The 20,099-nt window shown below is 45.5% G+C and carries 14 protein-coding genes; 5 read left to right on the top strand and 9 right to left on the bottom strand.

The features are described 5' to 3' along the window. Positions 1 to 125: 125 nt before the first annotated feature. Positions 126 to 1,457, bottom strand: coding sequence for an aromatic ring-hydroxylating dioxygenase subunit alpha (locus MC7420_RS14120; RefSeq protein ID WP_006101101.1), 1,332 nt, complete (start codon positions 1,455 to 1,457; stop codon positions 126 to 128). A gap of 622 nt (positions 1,458 to 2,079) precedes the next feature. On the opposite strand from MC7420_RS14120, the gene MC7420_RS14115 reads away from it, so the two are divergent. Beyond that, positions 2,080 to 8,022 (top strand): CHAT domain-containing protein, encoded by a 5,943-nt coding sequence (locus MC7420_RS14115; protein WP_006101301.1) that lies wholly within the window; start codon positions 2,080 to 2,082, stop codon positions 8,020 to 8,022. 110 nt (positions 8,023 to 8,132) lie between these two features. On the opposite strand, the gene MC7420_RS14110 is transcribed toward MC7420_RS14115, so the two are convergent. The 4 genes from MC7420_RS14110 to MC7420_RS14095 all read right to left on the bottom strand — a co-directional run bounded on the left by MC7420_RS14110 (position 8,133) and on the right by MC7420_RS14095 (position 12,651). Next, a complete protein-coding gene (locus MC7420_RS14110; RefSeq protein WP_006101256.1) occupies positions 8,133 to 8,432 on the bottom strand; it encodes a DUF2103 domain-containing protein in 300 nt (99 codons plus the stop codon). Positions 8,433 to 8,521: 89 nt separating this feature from the next. Then, positions 8,522 to 8,848 (bottom strand): ATP-dependent Clp protease adapter ClpS, encoded by a 327-nt coding sequence (clpS, locus tag MC7420_RS14105; RefSeq protein WP_006101197.1) that lies wholly within the window; start codon positions 8,846 to 8,848, stop codon positions 8,522 to 8,524. Positions 8,849 to 9,277: 429 nt separating this feature from the next. Continuing rightward, positions 9,278 to 10,993, bottom strand: a complete 1,716-nt coding sequence (locus MC7420_RS14100) for a tetratricopeptide repeat protein (protein WP_006101260.1) — start codon at positions 10,991 to 10,993, stop codon at positions 9,278 to 9,280. Between the two features lie 197 nt (positions 10,994 to 11,190). Next, positions 11,191 to 12,651, bottom strand: coding sequence for a RecQ family ATP-dependent DNA helicase (locus tag MC7420_RS14095; protein ID WP_044207204.1), 1,461 nt, complete (start codon positions 12,649 to 12,651; stop codon positions 11,191 to 11,193). 239 nt (positions 12,652 to 12,890) lie between these two features. Between MC7420_RS14095 and MC7420_RS14090 the strand changes: the two genes are divergently transcribed. Beyond that, positions 12,891 to 13,145: a CHASE2 domain-containing protein gene (locus MC7420_RS14090; protein WP_006101081.1), complete on the top strand. Its 255-nt coding sequence runs from the start codon at positions 12,891 to 12,893 to the stop codon at positions 13,143 to 13,145. A 29-nt stretch (positions 13,146 to 13,174) separates the two neighbouring features. On the opposite strand, the gene MC7420_RS43360 is transcribed toward MC7420_RS14090, so the two are convergent. Then, positions 13,175 to 13,303, bottom strand: coding sequence for a hypothetical protein (locus MC7420_RS43360; RefSeq protein WP_006101200.1), 129 nt, complete (start codon positions 13,301 to 13,303; stop codon positions 13,175 to 13,177). A gap of 11 nt (positions 13,304 to 13,314) precedes the next feature. Between MC7420_RS43360 and MC7420_RS14085 the strand changes: the two genes are divergently transcribed. Next, positions 13,315 to 14,820 (top strand): tetratricopeptide repeat protein, encoded by a 1,506-nt coding sequence (locus MC7420_RS14085; protein ID WP_006101140.1) that lies wholly within the window; start codon positions 13,315 to 13,317, stop codon positions 14,818 to 14,820. Positions 14,821 to 15,291: 471 nt separating this feature from the next. Here MC7420_RS14085 and MC7420_RS14080 read toward each other — a convergent pair whose 3' ends face one another. Continuing rightward, the gene (locus MC7420_RS14080) at positions 15,292 to 16,053 is read right to left on the bottom strand and encodes a lysophospholipid acyltransferase family protein (protein WP_006101049.1); all 762 of its coding nucleotides are present in this window, start codon (positions 16,051 to 16,053) and stop codon (positions 15,292 to 15,294) included. 44 nt (positions 16,054 to 16,097) lie between these two features. After that, positions 16,098 to 16,658: a tRNA adenosine(34) deaminase TadA gene (gene tadA, locus MC7420_RS14075; RefSeq protein WP_006101246.1), complete on the bottom strand. Its 561-nt coding sequence runs from the start codon at positions 16,656 to 16,658 to the stop codon at positions 16,098 to 16,100. A 53-nt stretch (positions 16,659 to 16,711) separates the two neighbouring features. Between tadA and MC7420_RS14070 the strand changes: the two genes are divergently transcribed. Together MC7420_RS14070 and MC7420_RS14065 are read left to right on the top strand one after the other, a co-directional pair. Then, positions 16,712 to 18,142 (top strand): efflux RND transporter periplasmic adaptor subunit, encoded by a 1,431-nt coding sequence (locus tag MC7420_RS14070; protein ID WP_006101237.1) that lies wholly within the window; start codon positions 16,712 to 16,714, stop codon positions 18,140 to 18,142. A 432-nt stretch (positions 18,143 to 18,574) separates the two neighbouring features. Continuing rightward, the gene (locus MC7420_RS14065; protein ID WP_006101231.1) at positions 18,575 to 19,318 is read left to right on the top strand and encodes a Uma2 family endonuclease; all 744 of its coding nucleotides are present in this window, start codon (positions 18,575 to 18,577) and stop codon (positions 19,316 to 19,318) included. A 427-nt stretch (positions 19,319 to 19,745) separates the two neighbouring features. Here the strand turns inward: MC7420_RS14065 and MC7420_RS14060 are convergent, their stop codons facing one another. After that, positions 19,746 to 20,093 (bottom strand): XisI protein, encoded by a 348-nt coding sequence (locus tag MC7420_RS14060; protein ID WP_006101063.1) that lies wholly within the window; start codon positions 20,091 to 20,093, stop codon positions 19,746 to 19,748. Positions 20,094 to 20,099 lie beyond the last annotated feature (6 nt).

Here is a 20,099-nt window from a genome sequence, read left to right as displayed (position 1 = left end):
GAACAAAAAGCGAAGCAACATCTGGCTTCCCCCTTTTGAAGGGGGACGGGAGGGGGATCTAAAAGGGGGACGGAAGGGGGATCTAAAAGGTTGGATGCCAACACTTAATAAAACCAGATAACCCTCTATCGTTGAGCATGAATATAGTCCACAAAATAGAATCGGGGTTCTAGCCAAACTTTCAGCCAAGTGAATGTCGCCAAACCCAAAAATGCCATAACCATTAACGGTAAACCCAGACGCAAGCGCAACGCATCGGGAAGTAAGGCAACGCCAGAAACTGTTAACACAAAGCCCCCTAAAAGTACAACTTGTAAACGCTGCACCGTTTTCAAAGCCGCGCTACAGCTACGACAATGCTGGGTATGTTGTCGGTAACGATCCAGCACTTCCTGGCGGTTATCGTTGATAGAGATTGTATCTGAAGAATTGAGCCCCACCTGCTTCCACGGTAGGGTTCCTTGGCAGTATTTATCAAACCATTTACGAAACTCAATCACAAAGCGATCAGCACTGGTTAGCAATTTATAGGCAGTTTTCCAGCTTTCCACTGATTGGCGTTGTTGGAGAAAACGCTCTTGCTGATGCAACAAAATCATATCCCCATCCAGTACCAGATTGCGGACTGTAATATGATTCCACCAGCGAGGGGTTAACCGCGATAAGCTTTTGGCAAAATTACGAGGAAACTGAGCTACTATCCGTGATTTACCGGGAGCAACTGGGATACAGTAAGTTACCAATCCCACCTGCTGTCCTTTGTCGCCAAAACTGATAGCATATTCCAAATGACAAGGCGGCTCAAATGTCATTTTTGTGTTAAAACGTCCGACAGTATTCCCCTCAATTCGATTGGCAGTTGATTGGACAATTTCGATAGCAATGGGCTGGGCTTGATCCCGATTTCCCTGAACACCGTGATGGGCAAAGGGAACATGGCTAGGATCAGCAATATTTTCCACTAAGGTTTGCCAATCATAGTCCAAGTCACGCACCATCGAAGACCAAACAAACCCTTTACTGGCATCAACTTGGGGCGATAGGGGGCGAGGAGTAGCCGCCGCTAGTTCTGGGGAATTGGCATCGAGCCAAACCCAAAGTAAATCATTTTCCTGGCAACAGGGAAGAGTTTGTACACAGATATTATCTTGATTGTTGGTCACAATTTGGGGAGTTTCGGCTTGGGGAATATGAGTACAAATTCCTTGAGAATTAAATTGCCAACCATGGTAACTGCATACCAAGTTCCCTGTCTTTTCATCAACACGCCCTTCGCTTAAGGGTGCTAACCGATGAGGACATTGATCGAGAAAAACACGATAGGTTGGTGAGGAAGGTGGTTTCCAAATCACCAAGCGCAACCCCAAAACGGTTACGGGAGTGGGTTGTTTGGGGTCGAGATCTTCAACCGGGGAGAGGGGATACCACTGTTGAAAGAAGTTAAATTCGCTTGACATAAGTGGGTTATCCTATAAAAAGGTAAAAAACAGAAGGCTTTAAGGTTTATGATATCTGGTTTTTTGCCTCTTGTTAATAGGTGGGTGTTGGCAACCGCTCTGCCTTTTAATTTCTGGTGGATGGTTGCGATTGGTACAAGGTGTGAATGCCTGACAAAGGTGATACCTTGATTAGGCTGTCATGCATTTAACTTGGGTATTAGTAGCGAGCAAGATGCAAAGCCTGCGGCATGGCTTCGCTAAACGCACGACAAGGCTTTCGCCATTATTGACATTAAGGTTTAAATGCCGAACAGCTTACCGATAAGAACACACAATAAAGGCACTTGTCGGGGCGACCCGCTTGCATAAATTAACAACTCTTGTCCACCCAATTGGATCGGGTCGCCCTCTCCTCAAATTTAACTTGACACAATAGCACGTTAGTAATAGAATATTTATTCGCAAATCTTTCTGCTATTCATAACCGATACAACTCCTCTCCGGAAAACGTTCAGATGTAAATTAAAATTAATTAAACCTAAATTAGCTATCGTTTTTTATAATTTTATAACTTCAAGGAAAAAAATACTGGCATAAGCGAAAAAATTGAGCTATAGATCCTTCCTTAACTCTTACTCCCATGAAATCTGCTCAATGGTGCTTTAGTTGGTTGTTTCTAGTTGCGGGTTTAATTTTGGTGGTGAAGACAGCGCCGACTACAAACGCTGAACCCATCACCGCCGCCCCTGATGGTACGGGGACAATGATTACGCCGGAGGGGAATCAGTTTAACATTTCCGGGGGGAGTCTGGATGCAGATGAGGCGAATCTCTTCCACAGTTTTCAGGAATTTGGCTTAGATGCAGGGCAAATTGCCAATTTTCTGGCGAATCCGAATTTGAGGAATATTTTGGGGCGAGTGGTTGGCGGAAATCCCTCACTGATTAATGGCTTGATTCAGGTGACAGGGGGAACGCCGAATTTATATTTGATGAATCCAGCCGGGATTGTTTTTGGCACAAATGCTCAATTAAATGTTCCCGCCGATTTTATCGCAACAACCGCGACAGGTATTGGGTTTGGCGATAATCTTTGGTTCAATGCATTTGGGGATAATCATTATCAGCAGTTGGTAGGAGAACCCAATCAATTTGCCTTTGATTTATCCCAATCGGGGACAATTGTCAATGCTGGAAATTTAGCCGTTTCTCCGGGACAGACGTTAACCCTATTAGGGGGAACCGTGATTAACACCGGGGAACTAACAGCACCTGGGGGACAGATTACAATTACGGCAGTTGAAGGGTCAAATCGGGTGAGGATTTCTCAATCGGGACAGTTACTTTCATTAGAGATTACTGCGCCTCGGAATCAAGACGGGGTATTAGTGCCAATCACACCATTAAATGTCGCCGAGTTGTTAACAGGTTCAGCCCAAACGGTAGAGACTGGCGTTGATGTCACTCCATCAGGAGAAGTAAAACTAGCAGACTCTCAGATAACCCTACCCAATGAAACAGGAGTTGCAATTATTTCTGGCACAATCGATGTTTCCACGATTGACGAAACCATTGGCGACACCGTTGACGACACCGTAGGGGCGCAAGGCTTTGCGCCCTCCTCCTCACCCTCAACTGGCGGTGAAATCAATGTGATTGGCAAAAAAGTTGGCTTACTTTCCGCCAATCTTGACGCCTCTGGTATCAATGGTGGCGGTACGGTAAGAATTGGTGGGGATTATCAAGGGGAAGGCACTATTCCCAATGCTGATATCACATTTGTTAGCGAAAATTCAACCATTAATGCAGATGCTTTAACTGATGGGAATGGGGGACGGATTATTATTTGGGCAGATGAAGCCAGCCGATTTTATGGAACAATTACAGCACGAGGCGGTAGCGAAAGTGGTGATGGTGGCTTTGCTGAAATATCGGGCAAACAGTATCTAGATTATGCTGGCACTGTTAATTTACTAGCGATGCAAGGTCAATTGGGTCAGTTGCTCTTAGACCCCGAAAATATAACCGTTATCGCAGGTGAAAATACTCCCAATCAACTAGCCGCAAATGATGCATTTAATGATCCTGGAGAAGATAACACGATTAATAATGGCACGATTAATGCTGCCGTGGCAAACGTGATTCTGCAAGCAACTAATAATATTACTTTTGATGCAGCGATTAATATTAGTGCAAGCGGAGTCGGAATTACCGCTCAAGCCAATAACGAGATTGTCGTTAATCAGAACATTAGAACGAATGGTGGGAATGTCACCCTTAATGCTGATTTCGATAATATAAATGGTGGTATTCTGGACATTACCAATGCCACGATTGATACAGGAGGTGGAAATTTCATCGGCACGGGTAGGGGTAATGCTGCCTCTACTGCTGGCGTTACTATTAAGAACAGTACCATTAACACTGGAGATGGCAGTATTGATATTACAGGTACGGGAGGTGACGGTGGTGACAACAATTTCGGTATTGTTGTGAACGATGGTAGTGTAATAGAAACAACTGGAATAGGTGCGATTACTCTAACAGGTACAGGTGGAAATGGGATAGATAATAATGACGGAATTAGTATTAGTAATTTAAACTCCCGTATCTCTTCCGTGAATGGAACGATTAGTTTGACAGGTAATGGTAGTGCGGGAATGGGAGAATTTAACGATGGTATTTCTATTGTCGAGGGTAGTGTGGTGACATCCTCCGCAACCGGGAATATCACTCTAACAGGTACAGGCGGAAGCGGAACGAATGGTAATGATGGGATAAAAATGCAAGATGCGGGTTCGGCTGTTTCTTCCGTGAATGGAAATATCAGTTTGACAGGGAATGGTGGTGCGGGAACGGGAGAATTCAACGATGGTATTTCTATTGTCGAGGGTAGTGCGGTGACATCCTCCGAAAATGGAAATATCACCCTGACAGGTACAGGCGGAAGCGGAACGAATGGTAATGATGGGATAAAAATGCAAGATGCGGGTTCGACTGTTTCTTCCGTGAATGGAATGATTAGTTTGACAGGTATTGGCGGTGAGGGAATGGGAGAATTCAACGATGGTATTTCTATTGTCGAGGGTAGTACAGTGACATCCTCCGGAACCGGAAATATCACTCTAACAGGTACAGGCGGAAGCGGAACGAATGGTAATGATGGGATAAAAATGCAAGATGCGGGTTCGACTGTTTCTTCAGTTAACGGAACGATTAGTTTGATAGGTATTGGCGGTACGGGAATGGGAGAATTCAACGATGGTATTTCTATTGTCGAGGGTAGTGCGGTGACATCCTCCGAAAATGGAAATATCACCCTGACAGGTACAGGCGGAAGCGGAACGAATGGTAATGATGGGATAAAAATGCAAGATGCGGGTTCGACTGTTTCTTCAGTTAACGGAACGATTAGTTTGATAGGTATTGGCGGTACGGGAACAGGAGGATTTAACGATGGTATTTCTATTGTCGATGGTAGTGTGGTGACATCCACCGCAACCGGGAATATTACCCTGATAGGGACAGGCGGAACCGGAACGGATAATAATAGTGGGATAAGACTGGGAGATGCAGGTTCGAGTATCTCTTCAGTCGATGGAGATATTAATCTGACGGGTACAGGTATTGGCATGGGTGACGAAAACTTCGGTATTCTTGTCACAGACGGTGGTGTAGTGGAATCGTTGGGAATCGGAACAATTAGTTTTAAGGGAACGGGTGGAAACGGACAAAATATTAATGGTGGAATCAGGATTGTTGGGACAAATTCTCGTGTTTCTTCAGGTGATGGAAATATTAGCCTAACAGGTACTGGTGGTAATGGTACTGGACAAGAAAATCACGGTGTTTCGATTCAAGAGGGTGCTTTAGTTCAATCAACAGGAACAGGTGCGATTGAAATTACAGGTACAACTGACGCAACCAGTAATGGAGAATTCGGGAACGATGGTATTTCTATTGTCGCTGGCGGCGGCGTAGAATCCACTGGAAGTGGAAACATTACTCTCGTGGGAACAAGTGGACAAGGAACGATGAGTAATGATGGTATTGTCGTTATCGAAGAAAACTCCAGAGTTACCTCAATCAACGGTGATATTTTCCTTCAGGGAACTAGTCAAGGAACAGGAACAAATCATTATGGCATTTGGGTGGGTGGGTTTAGTGTTTTAGGGTTTGGTGGCGGTGTTGTTCAAACAACCGGGACAGGTAATATTAGTCTAGAAGGAATAGTTAACGGCGCAGATAACACCAGCCAGGGAATTTTAGTTGGAGATGATGGTGGAATTGCCGCTAGCGGATTAGGTAATATAAGTCTCACGGCTAATGAAATCAGGTTAGGAACAATTCAAGGCAATACTCTACTTCAAATCCAACCACTAGACCCTAATTTAGGCATTACAATTGGCAACACGATTAATGATACTCGCTTGAATCTTAATACCAACGAACTCACTAATCTACAAAACGGATTTACTCAACTTATTATCGGAGGCGACAATAACACCGGTGTAATCACATTGGCGGGTGATGCGACATTTAATGACCCCGTTACCTTACAAGCCAATTCGATTAACTACACAAGCGGTACGTTATTCGGAGACGACAACGCCACATTAACGCTATTGGCAAACCAAGATATCAGCACGGGCGATATTTTCAATCCCAGTCGGGACATTAGTTTAACCAGCGATAACAGCACCGTTACTACTGGAAACCTGAATAGTTCTGGAAACAGCGGCGGTAATATCGTAATCCAAGCAGCACAGGCGATTACAACAGGCGAAATTAATACTAGTGGGAGTGTTGGTGATGGCGGTAATGTTATTTTAGACCCCAGTGGCGATATTCAGGTTAGCGTGATTAATGCCCAAGGTGGGAGTAATGGAAACGGCGGTAATGTTGATATCACCACAGAGCGATTTTTCCGGGCTACGAACGATTTTACTGACCAAAATGGGAGTCTTACCAGTATCTCTACAGCAGGCGGAATCGAAGGTGGTGATATTACAATTCGTCACGGGGGCGGTGTGCAAGGAACTCCGTTTGATGTGGGAGATGGAACAACCAATGGGACAAGTGCAGGGATTAGTAGTGGTGAGTTTACGATTTCCCCGTTTGAATCGTTTCCGGGTAGTTTCACGTTAGGAAATATTCAGATTATTACCCCGACAATTACGGGAACTTGTCCACCTTATTGTTCCCAGACTGATGACACTGACGATATCACAAAAGAGAGTGCGATAGTCGCGAGTTCCCCGGTTTTCAATCCAATAGCTGAAGCTGAAGCGGCGTTTACGAATCAATATGAGGAGTATTTTGGGTTAGGGGATACGCCAATTATTACCTTGGCACAAGCCCAAGCCACGTTACAACGAATTGAACGGGTGGCTGGGGTGAAACCTGCGCTGGTTTATGTCATGTTTGTGCCGACAAATGCGTCAGTTAAGCATTTAGGGAAACGCAGAGGAACGCAGAGGGTAGCGCAGAGGTTCGCAGAGGGGGATGGCGGTTTGGTGGCGATGTCTGAGGAGGATTTGTTGTCTTCTTCAGGGGAACAATTGGAGTTGATTTTGGTGACGGCTGAGGGGAAACCGATGCGATTTTCTGTACCGGGGGCGACGCGAGAGAAGGTTTTGAATAGGAGTCAACAATTGCGTCGCGCTGTGACGGATGTGCGGATTCCTCGTCCTTATCTTCCGGTGTCACAACAGCTTTATCAGTGGTTAATTGCCCCTTTGGAAGCGGAGTTGGCGAGTCGAGAGATTAATAATTTGGCGTTTGTTGTGGATGTAGGGTTGCGTTCATTACCGATGGCGGTTTTGCATGATGGGAATGGGTTTATTTTGGAACGCTATAGTATTGGGTTGATGCCGAGTTTATCGCTGACGGATACCCGCTATGTGGATGTGAGAAATCTGGAGGTGTTGGCAATGGGGGCGTCTGAATTTCAAGATCAAAATCCTTTACCGGCTGTCCCGATTGAGTTGGCGACGATTACTGATAAATTATGGCAGGGTGAATCCTTTCTAAATTATACGTTTACTCCCCAAAGATTGAAAACAGTTCGCAATCGAACCCCGTTTGGTATCCTGCACTTAGCTACCCATGGGGAGTTTAAATCGGGTAAGCCGGAAAACTCATATATCCAGTTTTGGGATACTAGACTATCCTTGAACCAAATTCGAGAATTGGGGTTAAGTAATCCACCTGTGGAACTGATGGTATTAAGCGCCTGTCGTACAGCGTTAGGGAATGAAGAAGCTGAGTTAGGATTTACTGGCTTGGCAGTACAAGCGGGAGTAAAATCAGCGTTGGGTAGTCTCTGGTATGTCAGTGATGACGCGACGTTGGGGTTAATGACTACCTTTTATTCCCAGTTAAAAGAAGTCCCGATTAAAGCTGAAGCATTGCGACAGGCACAGTTAGCGATGATTCGGGGTGAGGTGCGAATAGAAAATGGTCAATTGGTGACTCCGAATTATACGATTCCTTTACCGCCCCAGTTAGCTGATTTACCGGATAGAGAATTGACGCATCCTTATTATTGGAGTGCGTTTACATTAGTGGGAAGTCCGTGGTAAAAATTGGGATAAGCTTAGAAGGAAAAGGGCGGGTTTTGTTTAAAGGTTATCAGTGGGTATCGCAATTAAGCGGCTAAACCCGCCCCTACACCGCATCTACACTTGACTGATTACTTTTTCTTTTTCAAGGCTTGTGAAATCGCACCTTCTAATTCTCGCTTACTCAACTCAGTAACAATAAACACTTCTTGAAAGGTTTTACCAGAGCGAGCTATAATTTTATATCCACCGCGAATGGGTACAGACACTTTTAATTCTAAGCGAGGACGATGACTTCTCGCCCGTCCAATGACAGCCGGCGTAATCGTTTGAATCCCTGTATAGCTAGTGAGACGTTCTAGAACCGGAATCAACCCGGGTAAGTGAGTTGAGTGATTCCAAACCAGTCTACCGCCATTGGACTTACCCATGATAAGTTGTACATCTAAATTGCATATCGATCAGTTTTGTGCAAAATCATTACCCCCTCTCCCAGACGTAGCATTCTACGTCTCTACATTTACGCCGCCTCCAGGGGAGCCATAGTTAATCCAGCCCGACTTAGCTGTTGGTGATAGAGTTCAGCTTGTTCCTGAGGACCAACCCAAACAATGGCTTGACCTTCAAAGTGAACCTGATTCGTCAGTTTCCAAGCGTAATCGCTGCTCATTCCGGGAATATACTTCACCAAGCAGTCATGGACATGCTGAAAGGTGTTGAAATCATCATCGAGAACAATCACCTTATAGTTAGGATAAGGCTTGCGGGTAACTTGACGCGATTTTTCAGGAGCTTGAGTTGGTGCAGCAGATGTCGCTGAACGAGCTGCTGAAATTACCACAGTCATAGGGCTTGTAACAAAATTCTGCTAAAAAATTCAAAAACGTATTATTCTAGTTTACCGCAGTTTGGCATCAGTTACTCATATTCATCACGGAAGTCTACCATAGGGTTCTGCGATCGCAACGTTAAAATCCGTCTGAGGTAAGGGTAGGCGTATTATCCTCAACAGCATCAACCCCATGAGGATAATCACGGTATGCCGTTAACGGTTTAGAATGTTTCATAAATCGGTGGACACAAGTAAAATTAAAGATTGTCAATGGGGGTTTAGGGACAATTGTAGGGGCGGGTTTAGGGAATCAATTCAGCTAGTCACCAATAACTGAACAACAAAACCCGCCCTCCCCACTTGAAAAGCGCTGTAAGTGTTGTAGAACGGATAGGAAATCACGCATTCGTAGGGGAGAAGCATTAACATCCAGATTTTTCGATTTTACCTAACCCCTGAATTTGGTAAAGCCTCCATCCCATTAGGCGTTTGTAACTTTTGCATAACAAACTCTTGATTAACCAATGCTTGCGGATGAGATGGATTCAATTCTAATGCGGTTTGCAAGGCTTCCAAGGCTTGAGGATATTGCTCTAAAAACCGTAGCGCTATGCCTTTACCTGCCCAAAAATCAGCATTCTCTGCATCGATCGCGATCGCACGATTATAAGTGACTACAGCATCACGGTATTGATTTAATGCCATGAGTGATAACCCCCTATTATACCATGCTGCTGCCAAATCCGGATTAATGCCAATTGCTCGTTCGGCTGCGGTGATCGCCTCTTGATAGCGTTGCAAACGGAAATCTAAGCCACTCAGATTCACCCAAATCTCTGCCAGAGTCAGAATATTGCCCACGTTCGCATCCCCTAACAGCGCCCGTTGATAAGCAGCACGCGCTTCATTATACTCTCCCAATGTGGTCAGAATTCGGGCATAGTTAAACCAACCCTTCGAGGAATTGGGGTTAATCGCAATCGCCTGTTCTGTCGCCCCTAGCGCCTCTTCAAACCGCCCCATAAACCACAGCGTCGCCCCCCGACTACTCCAGGGATCAGCATAGTCAGGATTGAGTGCTACCGCCCGATTAGCGGATGCCAACGCCTCTTGAAATCGACCTAAACCCGTCAGCGCATCCGCCCGATGACTCCACGCATACGCCGCCCCTTCTTCTCCCCAACGCCCATCTCCCTCTTGAATCGCTTGATCGCAAGCGGCTAAAGCATCTTCATATTGACTCAGTTGATTCAAAGTGGCACATTGATTGGCTAAGGCTAAAGCATAATCGGGACGAATTTTCAGCGCCCATTCCTGAGAGGTTAACGCTTCACCCAGTTGACCAATAATTAATAAAACCTTACCTTGTTCCGTCCAAGCAGTTGCATCCTTGGGGTCAATCGCCAAGGCTTGATCATAAGACTCTAGAGCGGCGTCATACTGTCTCAACTGAGCCAGAATTTTACCACGATTCGTCCACGCGATCGCGGGAGTCCGATTTCCCCAATCCCCATTCACCTGTAACGCCCGTTCACAGGAATTAAGAGCATCATTCGTCTGATCAAATTGGGATAATAACAGACAGCGTTGCGCCCAAGCCAGGGAATAATCTGGATTACTTTGAACCGCTAAATCAAAGGAAAATAGCGCCTTTTCTCGTTCGGCTTGTCCCCAAAGGGCTAACCCTTGATGATACAACGCATAAGCCCGTGTCACCTGATTCCAAGTTTCATCAATTTGCAACGCCGTTTCACAGTCAGTTATCGCGGCTTCATAGTTTGCCAATTGAATATTTGCCGCGCATCGCTTTGCCCAGGCTTCAGAATGTCTCGGTTCTAGGCGAATCACCTGCCCATAAGAGGCGGCGGCTTCGGCATAATTATTTAATGCCCGTTGAATATCACCTCGATCAATCCAGGCTTGAGGTTCATTAGGATTTAACGCGATCGCTTGATCACAGGCTTCTAGGGCTTCTTCATAGTTTTTCGCCTCTTTTTGGGAAGCACAGAGGTTAGCCCAGTAACTAAAATCTTGTAACTGTAATCCCTCTTCACCTTGAGCGTTTAGACTCTGGGAGGAGGATACAGTTACCCATAAAAATGTACTTATAAAAATAGAAATAATTTTGTTATTTTTCATTCGTAATTGGTCATTTTTCATTGGTCATTTTTCATTGGGCATTTGTCATTTAGACAGGGCGGGTTTAGTGACATTAGGGTGGACAAAAAAATGATAGTAGTGAAACCCGCCCCTACACATAAAACTCTTTTCTAGTCATTGATCATTCACCTTCCTCATCTCCCTCATCTCCCCCAGCTCCCTCATCTCCCTATTGCCTATTGCCTATTGCCTATTGCCTATTTCCGACAATTATCACAATGTCCACATTTTAATCCCATCGCCTCCTTTTTAAACCCAAACGCCTTTAATAAAAACTGCCAACGACATTGGCGAGTTGTCAGGTATTGTGTCATCAGTTTCTGTACTTGGACTTGGTGAGAACTTAAGTTAACCAAAGCGCGGGAATCGGAGGATGGGTGTTTGTGATAATGAAAGGGATCTTGCCATTCCAATTGTTCCGCACTGTGCAGCAGGGCTAATGCAACCTCACCCTGGCGAAATTGTTGGCTGACAGCGGCTACATTTCCATGTTCAGGTAGCTTTTTGACTAAACGCTGGGCGTCTTGGTATTGCGATCGCATCTGATCAACAAAAAACTGACGCTTTTGCTTATCCTCTGAATTTAACCACCCCGTCGGCTCACTGATCAACGTCAGGGCGTCTGCGGGTTTGCCATCGCGTCCACCGCGACCGACTTCTTGGATATATTCTGATAATAATTGGGGAGGCTGAAAATGTACCACCCAACGCACATCAGGCTTATTGATGCCCATCCCAAAGGCGCAGGTACACACCACAAATTGGGTTTTGCCACTCAGCCAACTCTGTTCAATCTCTCGCCGTTCTTGGGAACTTAACCCGGCGTGATAGGCGGTTGTCGCATACCCCCGTTCCCCAAACCATTGGGCTAATTCCTCGCCATCTCGCCGGGAACGGACATAAACTAACCCCGATTGCCGATTTCTGGCTTGAATGAACTGTAACATCTTCTGGCGGCGTCCCCGTGGTGTCCAGACAATTTGCACGTCTAGGTTGAGATTTTGGCGATAGGGACTGATTAAAAAGGCTTGGGGGTGTTGTAATTGCAACACCTGGCTGATGGTGTCTTGGGCGCTGGGATCAGCCGTCGCCGTAAATGCTGCGATCGGGATTTGGCTGCCGGGTGGTTTAGATTTGAGTAGGGTGGGTCGTACTGCGCCTAGACGCCGATACGCGGGTCTAAAGGTATCACCCCATTGCACCAGACAATGTGCCTCATCGAGAATTAATCCATTAATTTTTAGATGGGGCTGAGAGAGTCGTTCCCAAACGGGCGCACTTAATAGGGTTTCTGGAGAGAGGTAAAGTAATCGGAGTTCCTGGTTTTCCAGGGCTTGCAGCGTGTGTCGCCGTTGTTGCGGGGTTAATTGACTATGTAACAGGGCGGCGGGTAAGTTGCGATCGCGCAATTCCTGTACCTGATTTTCCATTAGAGCAACTAACGGGGAAATCACCAAGGTTAATCCGGTTTGTAAGAGGGCGGGAAGTTGAAAACAAATTGATTTTCCCCCACCTGTCGGTAACACAATCAGTGCATCTCGCCCTTCCAAAATACTCCGAATAATCTCACCTTGAGGCGGACGGAAATTATCATATCCCCATATTTTTTTAAAGGCGATGCGGACATCGTTCCAGGATGTGGTTTCGGTCATGCTCATGGGTATGCAGATAGGTTAGGGACAGGTGTAGATATCTGAACCTGATACTTGTTTGTCTTTAAACGTTAATTTTTACTGACTAAGGGAACAATGGTTTAGGATTCCCTAGTCAGTCACTACTTTAGCATAAGCCTGTTTCAAGCAAATCTTATCAAGTTGGCTTAAATTTTTTGTTAAAACTATTCTAAAAATCAGAGCAATAAAGCTTAATTATTTTTTAAGGTTAATGGTTGTTTTGTATGTCAATAAAGGTTAGTCCGGAAGCGTTTCTCGCCGCCTATAGCGATTATATAGTGATTGTAGGGATAACCGAGGCGGATATCCAGGACTTAGACCATTATCCGATAAGCGATCGCCTTTTGGCACAGGTACTCAGTCAGATTCTGGCTCTTAATCCCGTAGTGGTGGGGTTAAGTTTGTTTCGGGATGTTCCGGTGAATTATGGGGAAACTCGTAGAGACGTTCCGTTGGAACGTCTTCTGGTGGACTTGTAGGGGCGGGTTTAGCCACTAAACCTAGCCACTCACCGATAACTTATCAACAAAACCCGCCCTGATTCAAACCTGCGTGCGATCGCCATATCCAATCCAACGGCTGCAACCATGGATGCGATAATCAATAGCAGGATTTTCTTCTTGCGTGTGAGTTTCATGGCATGACTGAATGCCCAGTAAGCCCGATATTAAACCGGAAACCGAACTACTATCCGTTACTATGACTCGAACTCGCCTATTTTCCCAACTTACCCTAACGGTTATCACCCTTGTCGGATTAACCGTTACCTTACCTCCCCGAATCAATCCCTTAGCTGTCTCACCCATATTCGCCCAAACCCAGAATACCTCAAAAGCAGAAGCCGATAGACTATTAATACAGGGATTGCAGCAATTTCAAAGGCGTCAATTTCGGGAAGCGATTGAGTCTTGGCAAAAGTCTTTATCGATTTTTCAGGAAATAGGTGATAGACAAGGTGTCGCTAAGTCTCTCACGAATTTGGGAATAGCTTACTACAGTCTCTCTCAATACGAAAAAGCGATTGAATTGTATCAGCAGTCTTTATCGATTTTCCAGGAAATAGGTGATCAGCTAGGTGTAGCTGACTCTCTTAACAATTTGGGAATAGCTTACTACAGTCTCTCTCAATACGAAAAAGCGATTGAATTGTATCAGCAGTCTTTATCGATTTTCCAAGAAATAGGTGATCAGCTAGGTGTAGCTGACTCTCTTAACAATTTTGGAAATGTTTACTACAGTCTCTCCCAATACAAAAAAGCAATTGAATTGTTTCAGCAAGCTTTACCGATTTTCCAGGAAATAGGCGATAGACGAGGTGTAGCTGACTCTCTCAATAATTTAGGAAATGCTTATAATAATCTCTCCCAATACGAAAAAGCGATTGAATTTCATCAGCAGTCTTTATCGATTCGTCAGGAAATAGGTGATAGACAAGGTGTCGCTAAGTCCCTTATGAATTTTGGAAATGTTTACGGAAATCTCTCCCAATACGAAAAAGCGATTGAATTGTATCAGCAAGCTTTACCGATTTTCCAGGAAATAGGCGATAGACGAGGTGTAGCTGACTCTCTCAATAATTTAGGAAATGCTTATAATAATCTCTCCCAATACGAAAAAGCGATTGAATTTCATCAGCAGTCTTTATCGATTCGTCAGGAAATAGGTGATAGACAAGGTGTCGCTAAGTCTCTCACGAATTTGGGATCAGCTTACAGCAATCTCTCCCAATACGAAAAAGTGATTGAATTGTATCAGCAAGCTTTACCGATTTTCCAGGAAATAGGCGATAGACGAGGTAAGGCTGGTTCTTTCATGAATTTGGGATCAGCTTACAGCAATCTCTCCCAATACGAAAAAGCGATTGAATTGTATCAGCAGTCTTTATCAATTTTCCAGGAAATAGGCGATAGACGAGGTGAGGCTGGTTCTTTCATGAATTTGGGAATAGCTTACGGAAATCTCTCCCAATACGAAAAAGCGATTGAATTGTATCAGCAGTCTTTATCGATTTTCCAGGAAATAGGCGATAGACGAGGTGAGGCTATCACGCTCTACAATTTAGGATTAACTTACCGCGCCATGGGACAAGAACAGAAAGCCAGAGAATTCTTTGAGCAAGCTGAAGCAATTAAACGAGAAATTGGCATAGATTAGGATCATTGCGATCGCACCCCGTAACCCAAACCGCAAATCGAGAATTCTTTGAGCAAGCTGAAGCAATTAAACGAGAAATTGGCATAGATTAGGATCATTGCGATCGCATCCCGTAACCAAAACCGCCAATCCCTGTCTAGGAAAGTGTTTCAGCTACGGCTAAGATAGAGCGCGTTGGCGGAGCCTGTTCCTTCAGAACGTATCGCGCGAAGCGCACCAGCCAAGCTGATCGCACACCCTAACGCTTAATATACTCTCAAGTCCAACCCAAATAACCGAATCATGAAGCGTCCAGGGATCATCCTCACCCTACTGGGAAATACCCGGAAGTTCAATCTCTATTGTGACCCCGAATTTAACTCTAACCCCAGGGGGAGGACTATTCACATCAACCTATAGTACAGCACCAGCCGGAGATTTAAGCCTGACGAATGACGATCCCTACCGTTAACTTTAATTTTTCCCACCAACTTAAACAGCTTCTTTGATTACTTCTAGCTTTTGATCGACTTGTTTCAGTGCTATTTCTAGATCCGTGGTTAGCTGTTGAGCGCCTTTTTTAGCTGACTGGTTGCAATACTTGGCGACATCTAAAGCAGATCCAATCTGAATGTCAATATCAGAACCCCACTGAGGAACAGGGTCACTATAACGGATGCTAACGGGTACAATTTTCAATCCCAAACCTGGTTGATTGGATTCGGCTTGCAGGGCAATTCGTGCCATACCGGGTTTCAGTGGATTAACGTCACCATGACGAAAAATATTACCTTCGGGAAACATCACCAGGGCTTCGCCACGACGCAGGAGTTCAACACTATGCCGGATACTGCTGATTCCCGGGTGTTTCGTATTCACCGGAAACCCACCCAGGCGGCGGATAAACCAGCCTTGTAATCCTTTCATTTCATCTTGCGACACCATAAATCGCAAATCCCTTCCTGTGACAGGTTTGCCAGCGGCATAAGCCATGGTTAATCCATCCCAACGCGATCGATGGGTGGGTGCTAAAATAACCGGACCGGTTTTGGGAATGTTGTCTTGTCCCGTCACTTGCAGCCGCCCAAAATAAAGGGGCATGAGGATACGACGCCCCAACGGATAGAAGATTGAGGTTAACCAAGGGGATACATTGGAGTTGACGGGAACTATTTTGGCGGAATTGACCGTCTTTGAATCAGGCTTGTCCAAGGTTGAGGGAGTTTGGTTCTGTTCACGGGATTGGAGTTGCATCATAAGGGATTGGGTTTTTTGTGTTTCGACTCTCCACTCTTACCTTATGAGGTCTGACTACCCCTGTCGTCTACTGAAGGGACAGTTCTGTTAATGTCATGGTTAAGCGTTGATTGTAGATCGCGCTGGCGTCGTTGGGCAAACCAGGATTTCAGATACTCTCGACATTCGGTTTCCATAATCCCCGCTAAGACAGGTAAGCGATGGTTGGAGTAGGCGCTATCAGGACTATTGGCAACGGTGCGGATTGTGCCAGTTTTTGGGTCATCTGCACCATACACCAGCAACCCTAGCCGCGCCAAGATAATCGCCCCAGAACACATGGCGCAGGGTTCTAAGGTGACATAAAGGGTGCAGGTGTTTAAATGCCAAGTATTTAAAGCTTGTCCGGCTGCACGTAGGGCGAGGATTTCCGCGTGGGCGGTGGGATCGCGATCGCGTTCTCGCCGATTTTCTCCGGTAGCGATGAGGTTATCCTGATTATCAATAATCACTGCACCAACGGGGACTTCCCCCGCTTCACCCGCCGATTGTGCGATCGCGAGGGACCTGTTCATCCAGTGGCGATGCTTTTGATAGGCAACTTGATTAATGGGCGGTAACATTTAGAGTAGATATATGAAGAAACTTTAAAACCCCCCTTGACAAATTTACTCTAATGGGAACTAAAAGCGTGTACTCTCAGCATCAATTGAGTCATTCAGCGTCTGCGGCTCCCCTAGCTTCCCAGACGCGCCATGGCGCGTCTCTACATGCTTCCCCTCACCACAATACTTATTCAGCCAGTCCTAACTATTGGGGTTTTCTGGTGCTGTGGATTATTTTACTTGTACCGTCTCTCACGGGATGTGGGAATAGTCCCAAGACAGAAGCAGGGGCGCAACCCAACCCCCCTGGTGCAGAAGAGAAAACCAGTACCGCCGTAAATGCCGCGATCGCAGAAACGGGATGGGTGGTAGAACCCATAGAGTATAAAGGTAACACTCAACCCCTACGGGATGTCTCCCTGCGCTCTCAAATCGAAGGGCGGGTGTTGAATCTAGCGGTTGATATTGGCGATCGGGTTAAACAAGGACAAATTTTAGCTCAAGTTGACGACGCCTTATTACAAACGGCTGTAACGGAAGCCCAAGCTGAACTCGCCGCCCTCAATTCAGAAGTCGCCCGCGCCCAAACTCAGGTGGGGAATGCCCAAGCCAGGGCAGAACAAGCCCGGTTAGAATTGCAACAAGCTAAGGTAGATGCAACACGGTTACAAAACCTGGCACAAGAAGGAGCAATTTCTCGACAAGAAGCTGAATTAGCCCAAACCGCCGCCGCCACCGCCCAACAAAACCTGCAAGCCACCCTCAAGCAAATTCGCACCGAACAACAAGCCGTTGCTGCTGCACAAGAACGAGTAAAGGCGCAGCAAGCTATTTTAGCTGAAAATAAGGAACGTCAATCCTATTCGTTACTCGCCTCCCCGATTAATGGTGTGGTATTAGAACGAGTCACTGAATCGGGGAATCTGGTGACACCGGGAAGTGAACTGCTGAAGTTAGGGGATTTCTCTCAGGTAAAAGTAGAAGTCCAAGTTTCAGATCGAGAATTGGCGAATATTCAGGTAGGACAGTCTGTGACAGTTCATTTAGATGCACTTGCCAATGAATCGTTTTCCGGAAAAGTGACCCGAATTTCGCCAGCAGCAGATAGTGAAGCCTTACAAATTCCCGTAGAAGTCACCATTCCCAATCCGAATCGTCAAATTGGGAGTGGACTTTTAGCCAGAGTTAAATTTACCCCAAATACCCAAGCCCAAGTCGTAGTTCCGCAAACGGCGTTAGAGGTTGGCGGAGAGTCAGGGCGTGGAGAGACTCAGACGGCGAAAACGAATAAAACCTCAGAGAAAGCAACCGTATTTGTCGTGGTTGAAAATAGGGGTGACTCTAAAGTTAAGGCACGTCAAGTAGAAATAAGCGATCGCGCCAAGGGTAGAGTGGCTATTGTATCCGGTTTAAAGCCAGGGGAACGGTTTGTCGTTCGCAGTGATGCGCCGTTAAAGGATGGGGATACGGTGCGTTTGAGTATTTTATCAGTAACCCCATAAACCACGGCGATTGAAATCGCTGCTACACAAACAAAGTCCGCCTACGCGGACTAATTTCTAACGGGAGTATTGATCATCATGTCCGGTTAAACACCTTGACAATCTTCCTTCTAGAAGAAGGAAGATTCTATGGAAATTTCGTTCCATATATCCCGATAAACGGGTTCCCAGGCACACGATGTTCGCCTTATATAGCATCGTGTGAATAAAAACACCTGAAACGATGGTACTGCTATATTAGTCCACTTTAGTGGACTTGAGCTATTAGCCCGGAGTTTGAACTCCGGGCTTCGGGCGGATGTCGGGGCTATTCATTTAACACAACTTGTTGAAAAACACAACCCAATCTAAATAGGTTTTCTCCTCAATCTCTCAAATAGCCTGGTCACAGGCGTTACAGTTAAGAAAATAGGCGCAATCTAAGAAAAAACCATGTCTCAAACCACAATTGAATCGGCTCCTGTTGATTTAGCTCTACCGCCAACCCAGTATGACTTACCCTGTGATGACGATATTCCTATGGAAACTCAGCGACATTTTCTGCAAATGCAAATGCTTAGGGATACTCTTGTCGCGTGGTTGGCTCAACGAGAGGATGGCTATGTTGGCGGTAATATGTTTCTCTATTTCAGTGCGGCTCAAATCAAAAACCAAGACTTTCGCGGTCCTGATGTCTTTGTCGTTTTGGGAGTTCCCAAAGGTGAACGACTCAGTTGGGTTGTGTGGGATGAAGGCAAAGCACCGGATGTTGTTATTGAATTAATTTCTGATAGTACGGCTACCAAAGATAAAACCGAAAAGAAACAAATTTACCAAGACAAAGTGAGAGTCCCGGAATATTTTTGGTACAATCCCTTTGATTCAGAGGATTGGGCGGGATTTAGCTTACAAGGTGGCGTGTATCAACCCATAGACTTGGATGAACAAGGACGATTTGTCAGCCAACTGTTAGGTTTAGCCTTAGTGCGTTGGCAAGGTTCCTATAAAGATATTCAAACAACGTGGCTGCGTTGGGCGACATTAGCGGGAGAGTTGTTACTCACTCCTGAAGAAGAGGCGGCGCAAGCTCAACAGCAAGCTGAACAAGCTCAACAACAAGCTGAACAAGCTCAACAACGAGCCGAACAACTGGCTGAACGTTTACGAGAAATGGGCATTGATCCGGATGAGGTTTGAAAGACTTAAGCCATGAACTAAAGTTCTGGCTCAAAGCTTAAACCCGTTAAAACGGGTTCAAAGTCTCACCCCGTAGTGTCGTGGCACAGCTAAAATAGGGTTTTGTTTGTAGTAAGCACTTTAGTGCTATAACGCTTAGCTGGAGAGGGCTGAGGTTCCCTCACTACGAACCAATTCTAATTCATCAAATAAGGTGTGCCACGCCAGTAGGGTGTGTTAGCGTTCGCGCAGCGTTCCCGTTCGCGAAGCGTTCCCGAAGGGTAGGGTAGCGTAACGCACCTTGACAACTGTAAATGATTGGAATACACATATTAACTATGTCACAGGATTTAGGCACAAATATCACCTATCGTAGGGACAGTCAGTGACTCAACTTGATAGATTCAGTCTATAACCTGCGCTTTTTCCTTTTTGGATGTTGCTATTTTTAATTTTTAACTTTAAGATGACAAACGGCATAGTCGGTAAATTGTCGCTTGAAGGGAGACTTAAACGCCAATACGATATCCGTCTGTGGTACTCCAGCCTCAACTAATTCGTTGGCGACTCCTACTTCTGTTCCATCACTCTGAATCCAAATTTTGTTATCCTTGATATCAATGTGAATTAGGCTACCATACTCTCGTCGTTGGTTGTGCCAACCCACGAGCATTAATAAGTAGTGATTGCGTTCTATATCAAGAATCAACTGTACTTCAGTTGCATCATCTGGAAGTTGGGCGAAGTGTGACTTGATGATTGTTTGCACCAGTTCGGGATAATTTGATTTTTCCATAAAGAA

The sequence above is a fragment of the Coleofasciculus chthonoplastes PCC 7420 genome (assembly GCF_000155555.1).
Lineage (GTDB): Bacteria > Cyanobacteriota > Cyanobacteriia > Cyanobacteriales > Coleofasciculaceae > Coleofasciculus > Coleofasciculus chthonoplastes_A.
Note: the sequence above shows the minus strand (reverse complement) of the source record. Positions and strands in the feature narration are given on the sequence as shown.